The sequence below is a fragment of the Spirosoma lituiforme genome, from assembly GCF_054776635.1.
In genome coordinates this window covers 346,002-365,081 of record NZ_BAAHBO010000002.1, presented here as the reverse complement: position 1 = coordinate 365,081, position 19,080 = coordinate 346,002, and the positions used below count along the sequence as shown (strand labels likewise).

Annotated in this window: 18 protein-coding genes; all 18 read right to left on the bottom strand. The window is 49.6% G+C overall.

Annotated features, from left to right (window positions below; all coding sequences use genetic code 11):
• Positions 1-44: 44 nt before the first annotated feature.
• Positions 45-659, bottom strand: coding sequence for a hypothetical protein (locus ACYU87_RS09930; protein ID WP_461133912.1), 615 nt, complete (start codon positions 657-659; stop codon positions 45-47).
• A 224-nt stretch (positions 660-883) separates the two neighbouring features.
• Complete coding sequence (locus ACYU87_RS09925; RefSeq protein WP_461133911.1) at positions 884-1,384, bottom strand: DUF6169 family protein; 501 nt, start codon at positions 1,382-1,384, stop codon at positions 884-886.
• A 211-nt stretch (positions 1,385-1,595) separates the two neighbouring features.
• Positions 1,596-2,240, bottom strand: coding sequence for a hypothetical protein (locus ACYU87_RS09920; protein WP_461133910.1), 645 nt, complete (start codon positions 2,238-2,240; stop codon positions 1,596-1,598).
• Positions 2,241-2,349: 109 nt separating this feature from the next.
• Complete coding sequence (locus ACYU87_RS09915; protein ID WP_461133909.1) at positions 2,350-4,386, bottom strand: hypothetical protein; 2,037 nt, start codon at positions 4,384-4,386, stop codon at positions 2,350-2,352.
• 26 nt (positions 4,387-4,412) lie between these two features.
• On the bottom strand, positions 4,413-5,912 hold the full coding sequence (locus ACYU87_RS09910; RefSeq protein ID WP_461133908.1) for a terminase large subunit: 1,500 nt from the start codon (positions 5,910-5,912) through the stop codon (positions 4,413-4,415).
• The gene (locus ACYU87_RS09905; RefSeq protein ID WP_461133907.1) at positions 5,909-6,316 is read right to left on the bottom strand and encodes a hypothetical protein; all 408 of its coding nucleotides are present in this window, start codon (positions 6,314-6,316) and stop codon (positions 5,909-5,911) included. The genes ACYU87_RS09910 and ACYU87_RS09905 overlap by 4 nt, the downstream gene beginning before the upstream one ends.
• Positions 6,317-6,368: 52 nt before the next feature.
• The gene (locus tag ACYU87_RS09900) at positions 6,369-7,103 is read right to left on the bottom strand and encodes a hypothetical protein (protein ID WP_461133906.1); all 735 of its coding nucleotides are present in this window, start codon (positions 7,101-7,103) and stop codon (positions 6,369-6,371) included.
• Between the two features lie 29 nt (positions 7,104-7,132).
• Complete coding sequence (locus ACYU87_RS09895; RefSeq protein ID WP_461133905.1) at positions 7,133-8,575, bottom strand: replicative DNA helicase; 1,443 nt, start codon at positions 8,573-8,575, stop codon at positions 7,133-7,135.
• Between the two features lie 7 nt (positions 8,576-8,582).
• The gene (locus ACYU87_RS09890; protein WP_461133904.1) at positions 8,583-8,777 is read right to left on the bottom strand and encodes a hypothetical protein; all 195 of its coding nucleotides are present in this window, start codon (positions 8,775-8,777) and stop codon (positions 8,583-8,585) included.
• A complete protein-coding gene (locus ACYU87_RS09885; protein WP_461133903.1) occupies positions 8,774-9,526 on the bottom strand; it encodes a hypothetical protein in 753 nt (250 codons plus the stop codon). Before ACYU87_RS09885 ends, ACYU87_RS09890 begins: the two co-directional genes overlap by 4 nt.
• A gap of 281 nt (positions 9,527-9,807) precedes the next feature.
• Positions 9,808-10,173: a helix-turn-helix domain-containing protein gene (locus tag ACYU87_RS09880; RefSeq protein ID WP_461133902.1), complete on the bottom strand. Its 366-nt coding sequence runs from the start codon at positions 10,171-10,173 to the stop codon at positions 9,808-9,810.
• A 67-nt stretch (positions 10,174-10,240) separates the two neighbouring features.
• Positions 10,241-11,194: a hypothetical protein gene (locus ACYU87_RS09875; protein WP_461133901.1), complete on the bottom strand. Its 954-nt coding sequence runs from the start codon at positions 11,192-11,194 to the stop codon at positions 10,241-10,243.
• Entirely contained in the window at positions 11,184-12,446 is a 1,263-nt protein-coding gene (locus ACYU87_RS09870; protein WP_461133900.1) for a phage integrase SAM-like domain-containing protein, read from the bottom strand. The genes ACYU87_RS09875 and ACYU87_RS09870 overlap by 11 nt, the downstream gene beginning before the upstream one ends.
• 353 nt (positions 12,447-12,799) lie before the next feature.
• Entirely contained in the window at positions 12,800-13,258 is a 459-nt protein-coding gene (locus tag ACYU87_RS09865; RefSeq protein WP_461133899.1) for a hypothetical protein, read from the bottom strand.
• A 56-nt stretch (positions 13,259-13,314) separates the two neighbouring features.
• A complete protein-coding gene (locus ACYU87_RS09860) occupies positions 13,315-13,926 on the bottom strand; it encodes a class I SAM-dependent methyltransferase (RefSeq protein ID WP_461133898.1) in 612 nt (203 codons plus the stop codon).
• A gap of 88 nt (positions 13,927-14,014) precedes the next feature.
• Positions 14,015-14,440, bottom strand: coding sequence for a PLAT/LH2 domain-containing protein (locus ACYU87_RS09855; RefSeq protein WP_461133897.1), 426 nt, complete (start codon positions 14,438-14,440; stop codon positions 14,015-14,017).
• A gap of 360 nt (positions 14,441-14,800) precedes the next feature.
• A complete protein-coding gene (locus ACYU87_RS09850) occupies positions 14,801-17,242 on the bottom strand; it encodes a hybrid sensor histidine kinase/response regulator transcription factor (protein ID WP_461133896.1) in 2,442 nt (813 codons plus the stop codon).
• A 77-nt stretch (positions 17,243-17,319) separates the two neighbouring features.
• Complete coding sequence (locus ACYU87_RS09845; protein ID WP_461133895.1) at positions 17,320-18,963, bottom strand: ligand-binding sensor domain-containing protein; 1,644 nt, start codon at positions 18,961-18,963, stop codon at positions 17,320-17,322.
• Positions 18,964-19,080: the final 117 nt, after the last annotated feature.

Sequence of the window (19,080 nt, the reverse complement as noted above, 5' to 3'; positions counted from 1 at the left end):
TCGACATATTAGTACGGGATTAGCATCATGATATCGGTTTGTAATCAATCTGGTCGTTGAGTCATGGTTAATCCTAACTTTCTTATTTCTTCACCTATTACCTTATACTCTGAAGCAAAGTCAATATCGGTGAGGTCAAGCACCATCTTGTCGTTGATCTGCTCTTTCCAGTTGAGACGCTCAGTTAGTTCAGGAAACTCAACCCCAATATTCATTGTAATCAAAGCCAATAACTCAGAGAGAAGCTTTATTTCATTGTTAGTGAAAGGAATATTATAGCTAAGGCTCTTGTCTTGATGGGAAAATATGGGCTTACCATTTATTCTTAGATTATGGGCAAGAATTTGATTACGATACGTTTTGAAATCTTTCCACTTATCAATTCGCTTAGTAATGGGTTTAACTTGCCGTCTGAAGTTTAAGATTCGGGTGGCAAACTCAGGGTGTTTATTTGATGTAAACTCTGTATTGAACTCATCAAGAATTGAGCTGCATAGTAATAAACTGTGGTTATAAAGAGTTGCACCAACTGTAAGGTCAGAGTGAAAGCGGGAGGCATGGCCATCCAGTTGAATTAATTGCCTGAACAGTATTTGTTGTTCTTTTATTTTTTCCGCAGCATGAATCATCAAAGTCACTTGGGTGAGTTGATGAAGCATTATTTTAAAGCTGTTCAATAATCCATCCATGCTCATTAAATAGTCAACCTCACACAGACTTATAGATTTTACGCAGGCAAGTACTCTCAGGTAGCAAATAAAGTAAAAATGTATTCACACTGGGTCTCCGTGCGATACGATTCTGCAAGGGGACCCAGCTTTTACCTTTACACTCGAAAAAGCTCGTTTGAATAGAGTGTTGCGGGTTTTTCTGTTTGCTTCAATTATTTGCCGAAATAGATACCATTGAAACTACTCTCAATAAGGTCTCGATAGGGATTGTCATTCCTGTAGATGGCAGCTGAATATATACCCTCGTTATCTGTGTGCTGGACCCGGGCAAATCCAGGCCCATGCATATTAAACCACCAGCCAAATAAAATACGCCTGTGCCTCTCCTGTCCATCAGCGGCGCTACATATATAAGTAATCACCAAGTTTGGATTCTCTTGAAACGCTACTGTCAAGGCGTAATCTATAGTCAACCTAATCCTGTTATCTCTCTCGCCTACACGTCCATTTTTCGACTCGATAGCAAACGAAAAAACCGATTCCGCAAACGGGTAATCGGCTAAATAATCCGCATCGGACATGAAGATTAATTGATAAGAGACGCCACCTTCCGTGGTAAAGGAGTAAACAATACCCTTACTCGTTTCCCTTAGAACAAGCGGATAAGGGGATAAGTGAGGCAAATTTGATGCCTTTGATTTCTTCGGAGTCATTCCCGGTTTTCAGGTATTGAAGTACCTTGTTTTTCTCTTCCAACCTTTTTTGATTTAAGGTTTTGGGAGGGTTTGCGAGCTTATTCATAATCCGGGCCGATAGGAGTATGATGAAAATGTATATACAATCGTATATACAACACCACAAATAAAACGAAAAGTTGCGTAAAATGTAGACAAGCAATCAAGACTTATACTTTTCTTGTTGAGGTTACACTATCTCATTTAGCTTAGGATAGTAGAACCACCTCAACGGAGCGCGATGAAGGTGAAACCATGGTGTCTCTGGTCGCCACCGATAAAGCTGAGCAATAGCATCCGGCCAGGTACAACCCCAGTCTTCAGCACATTGCTCATAGTATGCCCGCTTCTCAGGTTCATTTAGGCAGGTCTCAATGATTTCGGCTATCTTCTTATCAAGCCCGACTTGGTAAATCTCCTCTAAACTTTGGCCAGTGAAGTTAACCCCTACCTCATCAGCCATAAATAAGGTTCGTATGTGTCGAGTGAATAGCTTATCAACCATACCCTTACCCACAATGGTTAAGTACTCAGGAGCAATGTGAGCCTGCTTCACCCGAACGTGATACTGGCCACCGAAGGATGAATCGTCACAACTTTTCAATGGGCTTTTTAAAGCCTCCAGGTCAAGCTGAAATACACAGTAAGGATTCTCAACGGTTTTCCTCATGTGAGCCGCTACAGCCTCCCTCGTTGAGATGGATACACCTGAGCGGTGCGTCAGAGTAGTGTCCACGAAGAAATAAATATACCCTTGATGGTCGCATCGCAAGCCTTGGCGCAGAATGGCCTTTATATTAGTTTCAGGGGTTACGTGACACAGGGAGATAGTCATAATAGCAAGATTGATAGTGCTGCAAACGGATTCAGATGTTGGCTCAATTCTGTCATGAGGAGGCTGCATAACACTAACTTAGGGTAGTTTGTGCAGCCTCCTCCACGTCTCAATAAGGAACGAGGACCATTGTACACGTTCGGCCGGAGATGTAGTTGGGGACCTTGCTGAGGTAGTAAAAATTATCGTTCAAATCGAGTGACCCGGCCCGAACGGCCCGCAGTCTGACCGGCGCATACAAATCGAGCGTGGCAAAGTCCACGGGTCGAAGGTACACGGAGGGGGTAAGTTGCCGCGGCCTCCTCAGCATCCGGCGCAGCGCATTGAAATACCGCTGACTCATGGTCTGCTCACGGGTGTACACACTTAATGGTCGATCAAAGCCAAGGCCGAATGCATTGGCAACCGTCACCACACCCTCGGGCCTGGCATGCCACCAGCACCCCGTGAGCGGAATAGGTGTTTTACTCACAGAAAGGTCATCATTGACCACATTCACGGTCACCATCACCGTGCGTGTTGGCTCGGCTAAGAGTAGACACGGCGGTGCGGCCTGTCGTGACACCTGAACGTTTGCACCGGATCCCGAGATAACCCGTGTTTTGATGAACGGTGGACTACCATACCCGGCCAATGACACCGAGGAGGAGATCACCGCTGAGAAGGGAAGTTCAAACAGGGTGGCTTCCAAAGGAATGTTCTGTGCTCCACACGTGATGACCCCATCTCCCCAACCAATCAGGGTCTTGTCGTCCTGTTGCTTCCATTTAAGTAAGTTCCTTTGACCGTAGGGCGAGATGGTCACCGCGTTCTCGGGTTCGGTTGATTCCTCAATGCAGTGGCTCAAATCCTGCGTGTTGGCTTCGTTGGCAATCACGGCGTCAAGGGTGCGCAGTTCAATCGTTCTGGCCACTTCGTTGACTTCATAGGTGCCCGACATCATCAGGGCCACGGATTTAAGAAGCTCGGCACAGGTCAAATCGGGCATGTTGGTCGATACAAGCCATGTGTCACCGGCTTTGATGGCCACGTCTGGCTGAAAGAATGCCCAAGTACTCTCCTCGCTGATGACACCAACGCGGGTGAACTGCGCGAACGTGGTTTGCTTGCGACTGATGAAGCGAATTTGAATCTGATCACCGGCCACGCAGTCAATGTGTTCATCCAAATTGATAAATAGATTGGCGCCAGGAAATGTGAACGCGCCCCAAGGCCCGCCGTGCGCCACCCGCTCCTCGGCCACGTGCTGTCCGTTTTTCTCTATGGCGAGTATGGTTTCGACCGCCCCGAAATCCACCTTCAAGCTAGACGTATGGGAGGCCGTGACGTGTAGCCGCATGGCCACATCACACACGTAGCGGAATGACTCAGCTTTGAAATTATTCTGAGCGCCATCAACCCATCCGGCCAGTGGTTCGGCGTCCCGGTTAAATTCTAGAATGGTGTCGATTGATCCCTTTGGGCCGAGAATCCTGACTCCCGTGACGGTTACTCTGGCCATCCGTGCTTGTTGCCAGTCAAGATCATGGGCCACCGGCTCATCTTCGACAAATGGGATGATGAGCCGATTATAAAGCATATCCTTCTGCCAGTCACCTACGGCCCGGTAGCTGAACTGGTTAAGCATGGTATTGATGACTGACTTGGCATAGATGGCCGGCGTAAGCGTATCCTGCGCAAACACACCGTTGTCAACCGATCCGTAATCAATGGCCGGATAAATCACACCCTCTGATTTGCCCGCCAGTGAGATGATGGTGGGAATAGTCCACGGGTGGTCATACCGGCTGAGGTCAAGGTTAGCTAGCTTGAGGTCGGCCAGTTGCTCAAACAACCCTTTGAGGGCTGCGGTGAGTGATACCTTCCAGCCGCCTTGGAATGAAAGCAAAGCTGCGTTGCCGGAGAAGATCACCTCTCCCTCATCGATGAGCTTGGCCGGAATGAGCCGGTACGGATCGCGGCCACCCGCATCGACCTGCTCAGCGTTCTGAAGCAGGGAGCGAATGGCCGACGTATCGGGCAAGGTGAACAGGTTGGCGTAATTGGAGTTGATGGCCGTGGGGTTAGAGAGGTCGTTGGCCTGTTTGGTAATGGCCACCTCGACCTGAGCTACCCAGGTGTTGTGTAAATACAATCCGTCTTGCATAATTGAAGCTGTCAGTTAATGAATGATTAATAAGTTCTCCCTTGTTTGGCTTGGACTCGTTTGGCCGTAGTGTTGCCACCCTGCGGCTTTCCCTTCCTGGTGAACACCGCCGAACGGATGCCGTCTAATGCGTGGTTCCATTCACCGATCGGTGTATTGGTGGCCTTACCACCCTGCGTTATCCAAGTGTAATTATCCCGCTCGGCTTTGATGTTGCGGCTGCGCTTCGTGTAGAACACGTTGTACTCCTTTAGCTTGAGAATGCCCGCATTGATTGATCCCGGCCCTTTGTCACACCCACGGGCGTTGAACCCCTTCATGTGCACATTGCCCGGTTTCCAATAGCCCCGGCGTATCTCTTCAATGCTCTTTGGCTCGGCCTTATCGCATATTGTGTCCATTGTGGAGGGCAAGCCCGTCAAGTGCAGGTTGTCAATGATGTCCTGATTGGTCAAATCGGTCTCATAGAACAGTTCATCGAGATAGATATTGCGGCCCATGATACCGATGCGGGTGGCTGCGGTGGGGTCATTGCTGAACCCGAAGTCAAGGCCAATGAACTCCTCATCCACGTGGTCAGGGTACTCATCAATCTGCATCCAATCGTAAAAGATGGTCAGCTTACTTGATGGCTTGGGGTCACCCTGATACAGCGCGTTGAATGTTAGCTCACTATCCCGCTGCTTCTTGAGCATCCTGGCTTTTGAGTGCTTAGCGGGCCACAGTGCCTCACCCTCATCCCGATCATCATACGGCACGATGTCAGCCGTTTTGAGGGCCGGAAAGTTGAGTAGTACCCACCCATCGGGATTGTCTTCCGAGTAGTACCCGTCTTGATCGAGGAACCGACCAGCCGGATCGTCAGAGTGCCAACGGGTGGTCACATACAACAGTTGCGAGTCGTTATGAAACCGACTATCCACCACTGATTCAATCCAGCCCCATGCTTGTTCTCGGATCGTGGGCGACTGTGCCTCTACCAAATCTTTGATCAAATCGTCAAGTATGCCAATATCAACCGGGTCGCCGGTCAAGGCTCCACGACGCCCAACGACCTTGAGGTTGCCACCCGTACCGACAATATCAAATTCCTGTTGCGTTTTGGTGAGCCCTTCATCACGGGCCGTAGCTAGTCGGATGTCAGGAAATACCTCGCCATATTCATCCGAGTCAATGCGTTGTTGTATTTCACGCGAAAACTTGGTGGCCTTACTCGCTGCGTAGGAGAGCACCGCAATCTTTAACTCCGGCCGGACGCCGAACAGATAAGCCGGAAAGTTGCGGGTAGATAGCTCACTCTTACCATGCTGCGGTGGGCATGTGATCATCAGCTTTTTGATCTTGCCCTCAGCAAATAGTTGCAGATGGTCAGCCATGACCGCATGAAACGGTTGGGTTTCATACTTGGGGTTGACGTACTCCACGAAGTCGAGATAATTGAGCCTGGCTAACTTACGCGCAATCATTTTCTCTTTTCGCTCAAGGGCTGCATCAATGTCAGCAATATCTATATCCTCAAGTGTCATTTCCCTTTGCTGTTTAGCTCTTTACGAAGTTTGCGGAGCTCGGATACCGTTAGATTATCTAACTCATTAGTGATGATGGTGCCAGAGTGTTCGATGGATCGTGATGGTGCGCCGTAACCAGAATCCATGATGGCTTTATAAGCTGAGGTGTCACCAGAAAGCGCTTTGATAATTTGAACAGCCGTGAGCAATGCCTCCGCTTCATCGTTGGTCGCAAAGCCCATCTTTTCCAATAGACTTGCATTCTTCTTGCTATAGTTGGCCATATTGACCACCTGGCCAAGAAGCTCTTTCACAATAGTAGATCGATTCCTCTTGCCTATGGTTCGGCCTTTCTTGGCGGGTTGGTTTTCAGCCGAGAACAACCCTTTGGGATTTCCTGATTCTCCTTTTGGAAACGGCATGTCATTCGGTTTTTATTGGGTTTTTTTATGCCACGCATCATGACGTGTTAGACTAGTCGATGGGCATAAACTCTACACTAAATGCCAGGTGCTTACCCGTAGCGGCATACTCGCTATTGTACTGGCCGATCAGACTGGCCGCATAGCCCAAGGCATCGTAGAGCATGAAGCTCAGCCGAAGCCGAAGTTTCATTCGGGTTTGCTTCTGGCGTTTAACTAGCTCCGTCATGGCTGCATCGGCATCACCATCTTCAGACACCACCTGGTCAAGTAAATGCTGATCACCAGGTCCCAGAATGCCCACTAGAGCATAGCCAAAACCCGGTGGATGGCCATAAGAGCGATAGTATTCGTACTCAATAACTAAGCCGCCAACATTGTCGAAGATGGCTTCGGGTGTTTCAACGGCTTCATCTACTGCGGTGGGGTCTATCGTCAGTGCCAAGGGAGACTCAAGACGGTCAAACGCTGGATCTACATCCATTGTCAGGTTGAGGGTGTAGGCATCCGTTTCGGGTACACGTTTGCTGCGGTGAAATCGACGCTTGAAAACCTGCGCAAGGAAAGGAGTCTCAGCCTGACCGTCGTTGAACTCAACCAAATGAATCTTCACCGTTACTACCTCAGTTGGAGACTTCCTGGCTGCCAGGGTTTGGGCGAACTGATGAGCGGATTGCCGGGCAGTCAGTAAGTCGGCATCAATGAATGATCTTGTCGTGTTCTGGTCAGGCTGCTCCCAGTACTGGACCTCGACAATGTATCCGGCCGTTGGTGTCTGTGTGTTCATGATTTCAATGGTTTAGCTGTGAATTGGTCTTAGAAAGCGGTACTGGCTGAGGACTGATGATCAAATGAATTCAGTGAAGGCTTTGCCGTAGTCGGCTTTGGCTTTTCAACGGGTGGGGCCTCATCTGCAATGCGGTTCGTGGCCACATCGACCCACAACACAGCCGTACCTGTTTCACCATCCCTGCTCTTGATGATCCCGTACTCAAGCTGCTTGTCAAAACGGGGTTCTTCATAGTGGCCTCCATTGGCCTCCGCAGCATCACGAGCCGCTTTCTCTTTGTAGTAGTCATCTCGGTAGAGCATGATGATTACCGTGGCATCCTGCTCGAACTGACCCGTTGAGCGCAGGTCAGACATACCTGCCCGTTTGCTACCCTGTCGGCTCTCGACGGCCCGGCTCAGCTGAGCAAGTTCAATGATGGGACAGTTCAGGCGTTTTCGCAGCCGCTGGAGCTTATTGGAGACACTGGTGAGGATGTCATACTCAGCCGATGATTTGATGGTGCGGTCGGTCAGCTTCTGCACATAGTCGATGATGACCAGACCAATATCATGTCGCTTTTTCCAGTGGAGCAGCTTGTAAGACAAATCATTTACATCGGCGTTGTGATCATCATAGAAGTGAATGGGTAGTTGCTCGATCCGGCCAATGGCTTTCTGAATCATCGCAAACTCATCCCGGCTGACAGTACCCCGCTTGATTCTGGAATAGGCAATGCCGGTCTCGTTGGCAATGACGCGGTTCATCAGTGATTTGGCGGGCATTTCCAGTGACAGGAAGGCCACCGGCACCCCTTCACGGGCCGCAGCAATAGCATGAAAAACGCCTGCAATACTTTTGCCCATGCCTGGCCGACCCGCAATCATGACAATATCCGAATCCTGCCATCCACCCAGAACCCGGTTAAGCTTACCCAGGCCCGTATTGACACCCGTGAGCCCACCGGTTTTATTCATGGCCAATTCAAGAGAAGTTACTGACTCCCGAATGATGTCAGTCAGGCTTTGATCAGCACCCACAGCTAAACCTGCCGATACTGAGTCTGTGGCTTTATTGAGTACATCGACAATCTGACTGATTGTATCGCCAGATTGAACACTGGCCAGAATGGCTCCGGCCGACTCGATGGCCATCCGCTTGACCCATAGCCCCCTGAGGTGTGTACAGGTATCGACAAACTCGGAGGTCTTGGCCTCAGCCGGTAGGCCCATCAAACTGATGCCCATATCGATCAGCCTGGCCGAGGTACCGTTGGCGTTTATACGTTGCAGAACGGAACCAAATTTGATGGCTTTCCCCTCATCGTAAAGTGCGCAAAGAATATCGAACAGGATACGGTACCCCTCATGGGTCAGCACCTCACCCGTACCGAGCCGCTCCCGAGCATCGGGCATGAGCTTAGGCGAATCCAGAAGGATGGCTACTAACGCTCGTTCAGCGGCTGAGTCAGTCAGAGAGGGTGTTTCCATACCTGAATTAGTAACCTCGCTGGTTTTTCGTGTCTTGTAGTTGCTGCTCATAGTCAAGGAGTAGTTTTGCTTCTTCTAAATCATCCTGTTCTGTGACAGGCACCGGATAGGTCAAATCAGGGGTTGGCTTCAATCGTGAGCTGTTGAGATGCCGATAGCCAGTTCGATTTGAAATTTTAGTGATTGGTTCAGAGCGTGTCATACGAGTTCGCGGTAAGGTTTGTTGACAGAGGTATTATGTTGAGGCAAGGAGGTGAGACTTTCTGTCCGAGCGTTAGACTTAAGATCAAATAGACCTTGCCAGCCATTCCGAATGCTCTTCTCAATTATGGCTATTGCATCAGCCTCGCTGTATTGGGCCAATAGCTTAAGTTGCTTATCGACCGAGCTAGGAGTAAGAATTTTTTTCTGTTCCCTTCGAAATAACTCCCATTCCTTCCAGGCTAGTTTGAACGCTTCAGATTGGTGTTGAAATGTTGAAGGAAGATTGGCAATCTCTTCCCCCATGGGGGATTGAGGGGGTTTTCTTGTTTTATCTGTTTTATTAGTTTTAGTTGTTTGCACTTGTATTGCAGTGGTATTGCACTGTAATTGCATTTCTGCAATTGCCACATCCTCTTTATTTGCATCGCTATTGCAGTGCTTTTGCAGAAATGCAATAGCGAGTTTAACCTTAGTACCATGCCCTTTACTCTGCATGAGCACCTCAATCAATCCCCACACAGCCAGGTCATCAATAGCTTTTGCCAACGTATGCTGTGAGCCAATGAATGTCATTTGCATCGTGTATAGCACCGGCAAATCCAGAATTTCACGGTTTGTCCGATTGCGCAACTCACAAATCCAGGTGTATAAACTCTGGTGGTGAGACTTACAACCCATCTGCATCGCTTCGTTCTGCTCTACCTCGGCGTAAAAGGCTTTGGTTAGCTGATATCCACTGCCAATCATAGGAATAGTGTTAAAGTAGCCGGGGGGCTATGCTGCCTGGAGAGCTCGTTTTGGAGTAAGAGAGTTGAGCCAGTTGTGCAGGCTTTCGAGGTCAGAGACAACGTGCGTTTGACTACTTGGTTCAAGGGGGATACACCTCATCGGTTTACCAGCCGAGAGCGCAATAATTCGGCAAGGTTGACCTTTTATGAATGCACGAATGATAAAGCCGAATGAGGCAGGGCCACACAGTAATACCTCACCATTTTTGGCTCGTATTGCCGAAGTAATTTGGCTGAGAGTCATACCTTTTGCCCTCCTCTCTGTGCCTTAGACTTACTACGGCGATCTAATCGATTCGCTATCTGCTGACGTGCCTGCTCCTCTAATTCTTGCGTAGTTGCCTTACGACCATTTTTCACCCATTCCAGCAACTGATCTCGATTAAAATATAACCGGCCACCTGGTTTGTTAAATGGTATACGTTTTTCATAAACCAAGCCGTAAATCGTGGCTGTAGTCAAATCAAGTAAATCAGCGGCTTGTTTGACGGTTAGTAGTTCGTCAATTGGTAAAATAGAGGCCGATGCAGGCCGGTGCTTTATGTCAAGCAGTAGTTCTTCTATACTGCTTAGTCTTCTTGCAATCGTTTCAAAAGGATTTTCCATTGCATCAGTGTTTGTTTGACTGATGCAAGGTTACGGAGAGATATAGCTAGTAAGGGGCAGGTAAGGGTTACGTAAGGGGCTTACGTCCTTCAGCAATCAAAAGCTCATCCTGCGCTAACTTCTGAGCATCAGGATATTGGGCTAGCATCGTTATTACGGCTTTAATAGCTTCAATGTTGCCATGAGCTAACCTATTATTCCTTATGCGTAAGGAGTTATATTTCATCTGGAATGGCTTCCAGGCTAATCCATGTGGTTGAGTTACTTCAATATAAGCTGCTTCTTTTTTACCTTCAGGAAAGGGAGGACGATAGCCTTTTTCGATGAGATAATGCCAATAAAATGCTAACTCGCTTTGAGATATCTTCTTGATTGACTCTACAACTGACTTGCTTTTTGCAGCAGATGTCATACGTTGAATAATGATGTTCTGTCGTTCAATTTCATTGACGCACTTCACTTCAAATGCTGTTTCCTCAATAAAGCCTTGTTCAAATTCATTTAGTGAATGCCATTTTGCAGTAAGTAATCGTAACCTCCCTTTTAAGATCTCAATCTTTTCATTTGGATCATCTAACTTTTCAAGCTCCTTCTTTAAAATATCATAATTAAATTCTGGGCAAAAATTTAACACATCAGGATCTTTATCGTAAGGACTCAGCCCATGTCTATAGTTGGTTAGAAGAATAAAAGCCTGCTCTAATTCACTACTTCTTGGACTATTGATTAAAAGCCTCAGCACTGAGTCAATTAACATTAGAAGGTCTCCTTCAGCTTCATATCTTTTCTTTCCTTCTGCAGCCAAATATTCAAGACAAGTAAGAGGTCTAGCATAATTCTTTAAGTAAAATGAATAAATCTGGTCAAGTAGACTCATGTAATCTATAACATAATCGTCAGGAATTATTTCACCAGGCTTTGTGTGTACCTCAATTATTGCCTGCATCAATTTGTTGAATCCCTCATCATCGGTATTCAAAAAGCTATCTAGCTTCTGGGCCTTTGAAATCTCATTTTTCATCTTTTATTTCCAGATTATGTAATGTCTTAAAGCCAGTCAATGCAGAAGCATATTGGTGCTTGATCTCATCCTCGAAACTGTCAAGATAGTTCTTCGTCGTACTGACGCTCTGGTGACCTAAACTCTCGCTGATAAACTCGGTAGGAGCACCAGAACGCTTCAGGATAGTAGCAAATGAATGCCGGGCCGTGTAGGTCGTCACATCTTTATCCACCCCAACCGCTTTGGCGATCTGCCGGATATAAATGTTTGTCATCTTGACGAATTGTCGGACTTTACCTAATTCCTGCTGCGGAGTGAGTCCAGGTGTCAGGATAGCAAATACGTGTTGATTAGGCTTCTTAGGCCGTTGCCCCCAACGGTCGATAATGGCTTGTACATCCTCCGTCAGAGGAATGCTGATTGGCATAGCATCGCGCTTGGTGCGTTCAGTTTTAGCCCGTACAAATCGAATATAGTTGCCATCGATCTGCGAGTAGGTCAACCGGCCGATATCTTTCGGGTTCATTCCATTGCAGAGGTAGGAAAACAACCAGATGTCACGGTAACGCTCTTCGCTGCTTCCTTCCTCAGCCGGATAATTGTATATTTTTTCTATGTCTGCCAGTGTCAGGGCTTTTTTGATATTACGGCCAGCGGGAATTTGATAGCGCCGTTTAGAGAAAGGATAAGCCTCACGGTCAATAATGCCATCCTCAATGGCTCGGTTGTATATTGTCCTTAAACTTCTCAGATAAATGCCCACGGTGGTCAAACTCCGTCCCTTGCCAGTCATCCACTGCTCGAAGCCTTTTAGCCAGACTGGAGTAATAGCCGAAAAGGGTAGGGGCTTCTTACTATCATGGTAGGCCTTTACTGCGGTCAGCCCGTCTTTATAACTGCTGGCCGTTCCGGCACGTCCTTCATCGGTGAGGTGTTGCAAATATTGTTCGAATACCAGTACCACATTGTCAGGTCGATCAGTGGTGCTGGTGGTGTAGCGTTTTTCAAACTCCTCAAAGCTAAATACTGGCAGGGCACCAATGATCCGCTCAGCACGTCGGCTGATAGCTCCTAACATCGCTTTTGTATCTTTGATAAAATCCTCACGAGGTTTGAGCGAGCTTACTTTTTTCCACTGCTCAGCCGTGAGGTTAATTTCTGTTGGGTAGTATCGCTGCTGACGCTGGTAGGTGATGCGTAGCTTGACCGGATAGGTACCATCCTGTTTCTGCCTGCGGGTATCGAAGTAGTAATTGGTGGTTGCGCTCATTGTGATCTGTGTACAAATAGTCAGGTAGGCCAGTGTCTGTGTCAGGCATCCAACCCATTTGCATACAAATTTGCATACACCTTTCCGTAAATACCAAAAATGGGACGAAAGTATTTTAAGCTAATGTGGCTTTAAGCGCGGTAGAGCTATAAATTCTCTTTTGAAGCTTTAGTCTTGTTTTTCTATAAAAACTGATTTGTAATCAGGATGCGCAAGCGCGTCGGGGGTTCGAATCCCTCCACTGGCTCATTGACTACCAAGTAGTTACAAACAAAAAACCGCCTTCAGCAACGTTGGCGGTTTTTGTTTGCCTATACATTGGTAGTTAAAGTAGTGCTATCCACAAAACCTGACTAATTCGTTTTTACCGGAAACAGCGTTTCGTCTACTTCCGTACCCTGACCAGCTACGCGACACCAGCCGGTGGAAGCCTTATGATAAACTTCCAGCCGCCTTACTTTCAGAGTCACATCACGGCCATCTACCACCAGCTGAACATTAGCTAGAAAATTGACCACCGCCATCTTACCTTCGTAGATGCGAATAAATTCGTGGCCCGGTACGGGCCTCACAGATTTAAAAACCAGTTTTTCCTTCGCTTGTGCGCCCTGCCATTGCTGATGGGAAAAGGAAATGTCGCCTTTAGGACCAACGGCGATGAAATCGTTGCAGTCAACGGATGCATCCGGTTTTCGATGCTGCATAAGTTTCTTTATTTCCTGTCTTTCTTTGGCGTAACTGGTTGTGTCGATCTGGGCAAAAACATTGTAGCGGCCTACTAGGATGAGCAGGAAGATGAGTATACATTTCATGAGTGATTGGTTGTTGTATTGAGCGGATAGAATGTTTGGCCTGTCAAGTCAGAGGGCTATTTTTCTACGCTATTGATGCCTGTCTTCTGGATTTTGGCGGCATGATAATAATGGTTTCCCCCTTCATCGTCAAACTCCTCAAGTAGCGAAAGGCCCCCCGCCCGCAGTAACGTTTTGTAGGTTTTGGTACCAAGAGAGATAGACTCACGTGTCGTCATCACATCGATCCAGGTAACGGGTTGGCGTGGAGCCGTAAATAATAGCTTGCCGCCGGTTGGCAAAGCACCCGCTATTTTTCGTAATACAGATGCCTGCACATCCATTGGAAGAAGAAACAGCAGCCCCCAGGCGATAACCGCATCAAATTGTCGCTCGAACATCAACGAATCTTCAACAGCTTCACAGGCAACAGGTGCCATAGGGAAATTCTGCCGGAAGTGCTGCACCAGCGTTGGCGAGGCATCAATGCCATAAACAAGCAACCCTTCATCCATCAGCAGTTTAGAAACAGGTACTCCTGTTCCGCAGCCCAGATCCAGCACCGTAGCCTGTAGGGGCAGCGTTTTGGCCCAGCGACGAATGGATGATGCGCCAATGACTTGTTGGCGACTACGGATAAAAAGAGTCGCGATGTCTTCGTACCCGTTTGATTTGTCGACTATTTTCATGGTAATTATACCCGAAAGATATCCACGATCGAATTGACAGAATCGTTGGATCGGAAAATAGAATAGCGTAGGAAGTGAACCCGATTTTCTATAACAGAAGGGGCCTGGGTTCGCCGAAATCCGTATTGTGTATGTTTAAAATCTGCGGGTTCTTCAGTGATACGACTACCCATTCGGTGTAGGAAGTCGGGTTGATCCATTGGTTATAGAAAAACTTGTACAGGTTTTTACTGTTGGAAATATGAACGTAGGCGGCTTCCAGCAGCCACTCGGGCCCGTTGTCATTTGCCTTTTTTACCCGCAGCCTGAGTTCGGTAACCTGACCGATGTTGGAGGGCAGTGTAAATAAGTAATAATCGAAGCTGCCTTGTTCGCGGTCATCGACGTTTTTCTGATCCAGTACGGTCCAGTCCATGCCACCTCCGTCAGCGGTTCGAAGGGCAGCCTGTACGTCCGCGTCGGTGCCCGCCTTTTTTTTCTTGGGCGTTTTCAACAGTATTTTAATGCTAACCATGCTTCGTTTCGTTAAGGGTACGGCTTAAAGGTATATTTTAAGCCATCGACCTCTGAAAATAAGTTCGTGAACGGTTCAAAAAAGCGAGCGTGGCTATTACCCAACGCGCAAGTCAACGGCAAGTCGAACGAGTCGACTTTTGATTAGCCTGGCTAAAACCACGACACGCTAACGCAATTTGGAAAAGGCGGTTGTCTGAATGGCTGTGATGGTTTCAACGGAGTTGTGCAACAGCCACGGGCCTTTAAAAAGACAGTAAATGGGGACTGCCGACATTGGCGCGCTTTGGCCAACCTACTGTGGACTAGCATAGCCCGGAAAATGGCAGAACTCCGCCAACCAATGGAAAAGGTCAATCGACTATTCCATATCCCGAAAGCTGCTGGGGGAAGTCCCTGTCTCTTCAGAAAAAACCCGGCTGAAATAGCGTGGATTGTCGAAGCCTACTGCGTAGGCGACTTCAGCAATGCTCCATGATGAATTGAGGAGTAGCTCTTCGGCTTTTTGCAGGCGAAGAGCCCTCAGGTAAGGAATGACCGACATGCCTGTCAGGGCCATCATCTTGCGGTACAACGAGTTGCGGCTCATGCCCATCAACTCACAGATCATGGCCGTGTCAAGGGCCACATTGTTCAAATGATGTTCCAGTGTAGTGCGTAGTTTGGTCACAAACTGGTCTTCCATCGCGTCGGTCCCATTGGCGGACACCGGGCCAGCCTGCGGGTTACCCAGCGCCCGCTGGCTGTAATAGTGCTGTAAAATCTGCCGGGTTCGTAGCAGATTGCCCAGCACGAGGAGTAGCTCTTCTCGTTGAAAAGGCTTGACCAGGTACGCATCGCCCCCCCGCCGTAAGCCCATCATCTTGTCGTGCACCGCGGCCCGGGCTGTGAGCAGGACAATCGGAATGTGGCTGGTGCGTTCGTCGTTCTTTAGGGTGTCGCAGAGGTCGAAGCCGTCTTTGACGGGCATCATCACATCGCTCAGAATCAGGTCCGGTGTGATGGCTAGAGCCTGGTCAATACCGATCTGACCGTTTTCGGCTCGTATGATTTGGTACTCCTCCCGCAGGCAAGTCTGGATATAGATGGCCACATCGTCATTGTCTTCCACCAGCAGCAGCAGGGGGTGATCAAGGACTTCCTCCCGCCCGGATTCGACTGGGTCTGGAGAGACCAAGTCTTTCCAGACCCAGTCAGTTGCAGACTGTATGGGCACGGGCAGTACATCGTCGGCCATGGGTGCCTGCCGGGTCAGAGGCAGACAAACGACGAATTCAGCACCCGGATTCAGACCCAGTCTGGAAAAACCGGGTTTCTCCAGACTGGGTCGGTTGCGAACGGCCAGACTACCCTGCATCAGGCTAACCAACTCCCTCACCAACGAGAGGCCAATACCACTACCACCACTGGCGGATTCAACCGCGTCAGGCCCGGCCTTACGTGGCCCGGTCTTACGTGGCCCGGCCTGATAAAAGCGGTCAAAAATCCGGGTCAGACTGGCTGGGTCGATGCCGGAGCCGGTATCGCTGACAGTGATTCGAATCCATAGGTCGTTCAGATGACTACTTGGCGTTAGTACCTCGTGGTAGCCTGCCTGGGCAAACGATTGCCAGCGGGGCTGAACAGCTACCTCACACGTTACCTGCCCCCCCGCCGGGGTAAATTTAAGGGCATTGCCCAGCAGGTTGACCACAATGTCCTGTAGCTTATCCGGATTAAAATCGGCCTCTTGGACGTCTTCTTCAACGTGTATGATCAACTGTATTTCTCTCGTCCGGGCTATCGAGTGAAACGATTCACCCACGTACTGAATAAAGCGGTTTAAGTCGCCCCGTACGAGTTTAATCGGCATCTGGCCGGCTTCCAGTTTAGTCAGGTCCAGAATCTGATTGACCAGCCGCAGCAGACTCTGGCCGTTGCGCTCAATCAGACTGGCCGACTGTCGCAACTGAGGGTCGGCCTGCTGCTGAAGCTGGTCGGCCATGCCTAGAATAATTGTCAGGGGGGTACGGAACTCGTGGGAGATATTGGCGAAGAAATGGGATTTAGCCTCGTCGAGCTGTTGCAGATCCTGTGCCTGCTGGGCAATGGTCCGGGTGGCCTGGTCGATCTGGCTTTGCAGTCGAACCTGCGCCTGCTCGTGTTTCCGGGTGCGCCACCGCCCCCACAACCACGTACCACCCAGTAGCAGAGATATCAGTAAAAGGAGAAACCAGCCGCGCAGATAAAACGGCCGAAGTACGTGTACCTCCAAGGAAAGCGGAGCCGCCGACATGCGACCGTCGGCAGCCTGTCCTTTAATCAGTAACCGGTAATCGCCGTAGGGCAGGTTGCCCAGCCGCAGGTACGGCTCGGTCTGGTAGTGCCAGCTGTCGCTGATCCCGCTGAACTGGTAGGCGTACGTATTTTTCCGGGCGTCGGTGTAGTTGAGTAACGCGAAATGGAGGAGACTGCTCCGGTCATCGGGTTGCAGCGTGATTTGCCCCGTTTTGAGAAGCTCCTTAGTTTTGTCAATCAGCGTGTTGCGACTGGCATCGAATAGACGAAAGGAAACCACGTGCAGGGGCAGGGCGGGCAGGGGCGGCTCGGCCTCGAAATCCTGGGGATTGAAGGCCGTTACCCCGTTCAGACCCCCAAAATAAAGCCGTCCCTGGGCATCCTGGTAATGGGCAATGCGGTTGAACTCATTGTTGGTGATGCCATCCTGCTCCGTATAGGTCCGGGTGGTGAGCCGGACCGGATCGAACTGCATGATGCCTTCGTCGCTGCTGAGCCACAGGTGCCCCCGCCGGTCGGCATACACGGCGTAAATATTGTCGTTATTCAGACCGTCGGCCCGCCGAAACTGGCGGTAGCTATTCCGGGCGCGATCCCAGCGTATCAGCCCCGTATTAGCCGTTGCCAGCCAGAATACCCCCTGCGGGTCCTGGTAAAAATGCTGGTAGCTGTCAGCTGGTAGCCTGAAAGCCCCCGGCCATTCCGCCAGTAGCGGCCTGTAACGCCCTTTTTGGGGTCGACGGTGTACAGCCCCGTTGTCGCGCAGAGCCAGATCGTTCCCTGCCGATCGGTGCCGATATGCAGGATGTGCGCCTTGGCTAATTCGGGGAATTGGTTATAGCTTCGGAAGGGAAGCACCTGATTAGCGATTGGGTCGACCAGCAACAGACCAGGATCGCCACCGGCCAGCAGCCGATAGGGTTTCGTCGAATACGGATGAGTACTCCAGACCATCATTCCCGGAGCAGGGGTCGGCATTATGGTCGTTTTTGTGGTCCGGTAGTCGTAGGCTATCAGCGTAGTAATCTGGGCCAGATACAGCTTCCCGCCCAGTGGAGCGCTCATACTATTGAAAACGTCCTGGCCCACCAGCAACTGGCGGGCCGATCCGCCCGAAAACGTACTGCTGAACAAACCCACATTTTCCAGATTCGTGTAGAGCGTTTTTCCCACGGCGGTAATGCCCCGAACGGCGGGTTTTTTCCCCTCGCCGGGTTCGTAGAACAAGCGCTGAAAGTAGTCTCTGCCCACTCGGATCTGGTATAGGCCAAAGCTGGTTCCCAGCCACATACTCCCCGTGCGATCCCGAAAAAAACTTCGGTCTTCAATGAGACCGCTGGGCAGCTGGCTGGTGATATCGAGGAGGACCCGGCCGGTGGAGTCGCGCAGTTGGCAGCCATTCCAGAGTAGTCCATGCTGATTAAACGCGTAGGCGAGTGGGTATTGCATTTTCGCCGATTCGATCAGGGCCGGGGACAGGGTCTGGCGATGACCCGCCCCGTCAATTTTATACAGCTTGTCTATGGCCCCCAATGGCCCATTCGTTGTTGTGTGTCGATAAATGAGTTCTGCACTGGCATTCGATTGACTCAGACAGGCGAAGACGGCGAATGGATGATTATAAATGCGCAACGCGCGCCCATCCATCGTTAATTCGACCAACTGGCTGTGGCTGTTAGCGACCCAAATCGTGTTTCGAGCCGTAACAGCCTCTAGCGTCAGGTTCTTGTACTGGGGTAACGACACCGTCCGTAACCCCGTTTTGGGATGGTACACATTGAGCTTGGCCGGCTGGTAATCGACAAACACAATGGTTCCATCGTTGCCACTCCGCAGCGACTGCTTTACCCCGAAAAAGTGCGTAGGTCGGGATCGGTGGAAGCGTTTCTCGAAGGAGGTGGCCACGCCCGTTATCGGATCAAGCAGCGTAATGTTTGATTGCCCCGACGGTCCCATGAGCCACAGCAGCCCATCGGCATCCTGCGCCATCGAGTGAATGTCATCAAAGTCGAGCCCGTTTTTCTCCCGGGTGTAGGTGGTGAACGTTGCCCCGTCGAAGCGACTAAGTCCCTGCTTCGTACCGAACCACATAAAATCCCGGCGGTCCTGGAGAATAGCGTTCACTTCGCGGTGGGCCAGGCCGTCTTCGGGCCCATACCGCTGGACGGTGGCCGCAAAACGTTGTGCCCCCGCCAACGAGCAGCAACCAGCTAAGAGGGCTAAAATCAGACCAACTATTTGTTTCAACGGATGTTCTCTTTAAGCCTGATTTTAGGAATGGGATGCAAATATAAGTAGTATCTTCTTGTGATACGTATACTAGAAGGGTAGCAGTCGACTGTATCTCTGGATTATACTGGCTCA

Bases quoted from the DNA above. Each gene is read 5' to 3' on its own strand.
- ACYU87_RS09900 (WP_461133906.1), bottom strand. From the start codon at position 7,103: ATGAACACACAGACACCAACGGCCGGATACATTGTCGAGGTCCAGTAC.
- ACYU87_RS09895 (WP_461133905.1), bottom strand. From the start codon at position 8,575: ATGGAAACACCCTCTCTGACTGACTCAGCCGCTGAACGAGCGTTAGTA.
- ACYU87_RS09930 (WP_461133912.1), bottom strand. From the start codon at position 659: ATGCTTCATCAACTCACCCAAGTGACTTTGATGATTCATGCTGCGGAA.
- ACYU87_RS09910 (WP_461133908.1), bottom strand. From the start codon at position 5,912: ATGACACTTGAGGATATAGATATTGCTGACATTGATGCAGCCCTTGAG.
- ACYU87_RS09885 (WP_461133903.1), bottom strand. From the start codon at position 9,526: ATGATTGGCAGTGGATATCAGCTAACCAAAGCCTTTTACGCCGAGGTA.
- ACYU87_RS09875 (WP_461133901.1), bottom strand. From the start codon at position 11,194: ATGAAAAATGAGATTTCAAAGGCCCAGAAGCTAGATAGCTTTTTGAAT.
- ACYU87_RS09915 (WP_461133909.1), bottom strand. From the start codon at position 4,386: ATGCAAGACGGATTGTATTTACACAACACCTGGGTAGCTCAGGTCGAG.
- ACYU87_RS09860 (WP_461133898.1), bottom strand. From the start codon at position 13,926: ATGAAAATAGTCGACAAATCAAACGGGTACGAAGACATCGCGACTCTT.
- ACYU87_RS09880 (WP_461133902.1), bottom strand. From the start codon at position 10,173: ATGGAAAATCCTTTTGAAACGATTGCAAGAAGACTAAGCAGTATAGAA.
- ACYU87_RS09870 (WP_461133900.1), bottom strand. From the start codon at position 12,446: ATGAGCGCAACCACCAATTACTACTTCGATACCCGCAGGCAGAAACAG.
- ACYU87_RS09890 (WP_461133904.1), bottom strand. From the start codon at position 8,777: ATGACACGCTCTGAACCAATCACTAAAATTTCAAATCGAACTGGCTAT.
- ACYU87_RS09905 (WP_461133907.1), bottom strand. From the start codon at position 6,316: ATGCCGTTTCCAAAAGGAGAATCAGGAAATCCCAAAGGGTTGTTCTCG.
- ACYU87_RS09865 (WP_461133899.1), bottom strand. From the start codon at position 13,258: ATGAAATGTATACTCATCTTCCTGCTCATCCTAGTAGGCCGCTACAAT.
- ACYU87_RS09920 (WP_461133910.1), bottom strand. From the start codon at position 2,240: ATGACTATCTCCCTGTGTCACGTAACCCCTGAAACTAATATAAAGGCC.
- ACYU87_RS09925 (WP_461133911.1), bottom strand. From the start codon at position 1,384: ATGACTCCGAAGAAATCAAAGGCATCAAATTTGCCTCACTTATCCCCT.
- ACYU87_RS09855 (WP_461133897.1), bottom strand. From the start codon at position 14,440: ATGGTTAGCATTAAAATACTGTTGAAAACGCCCAAGAAAAAAAAGGCG.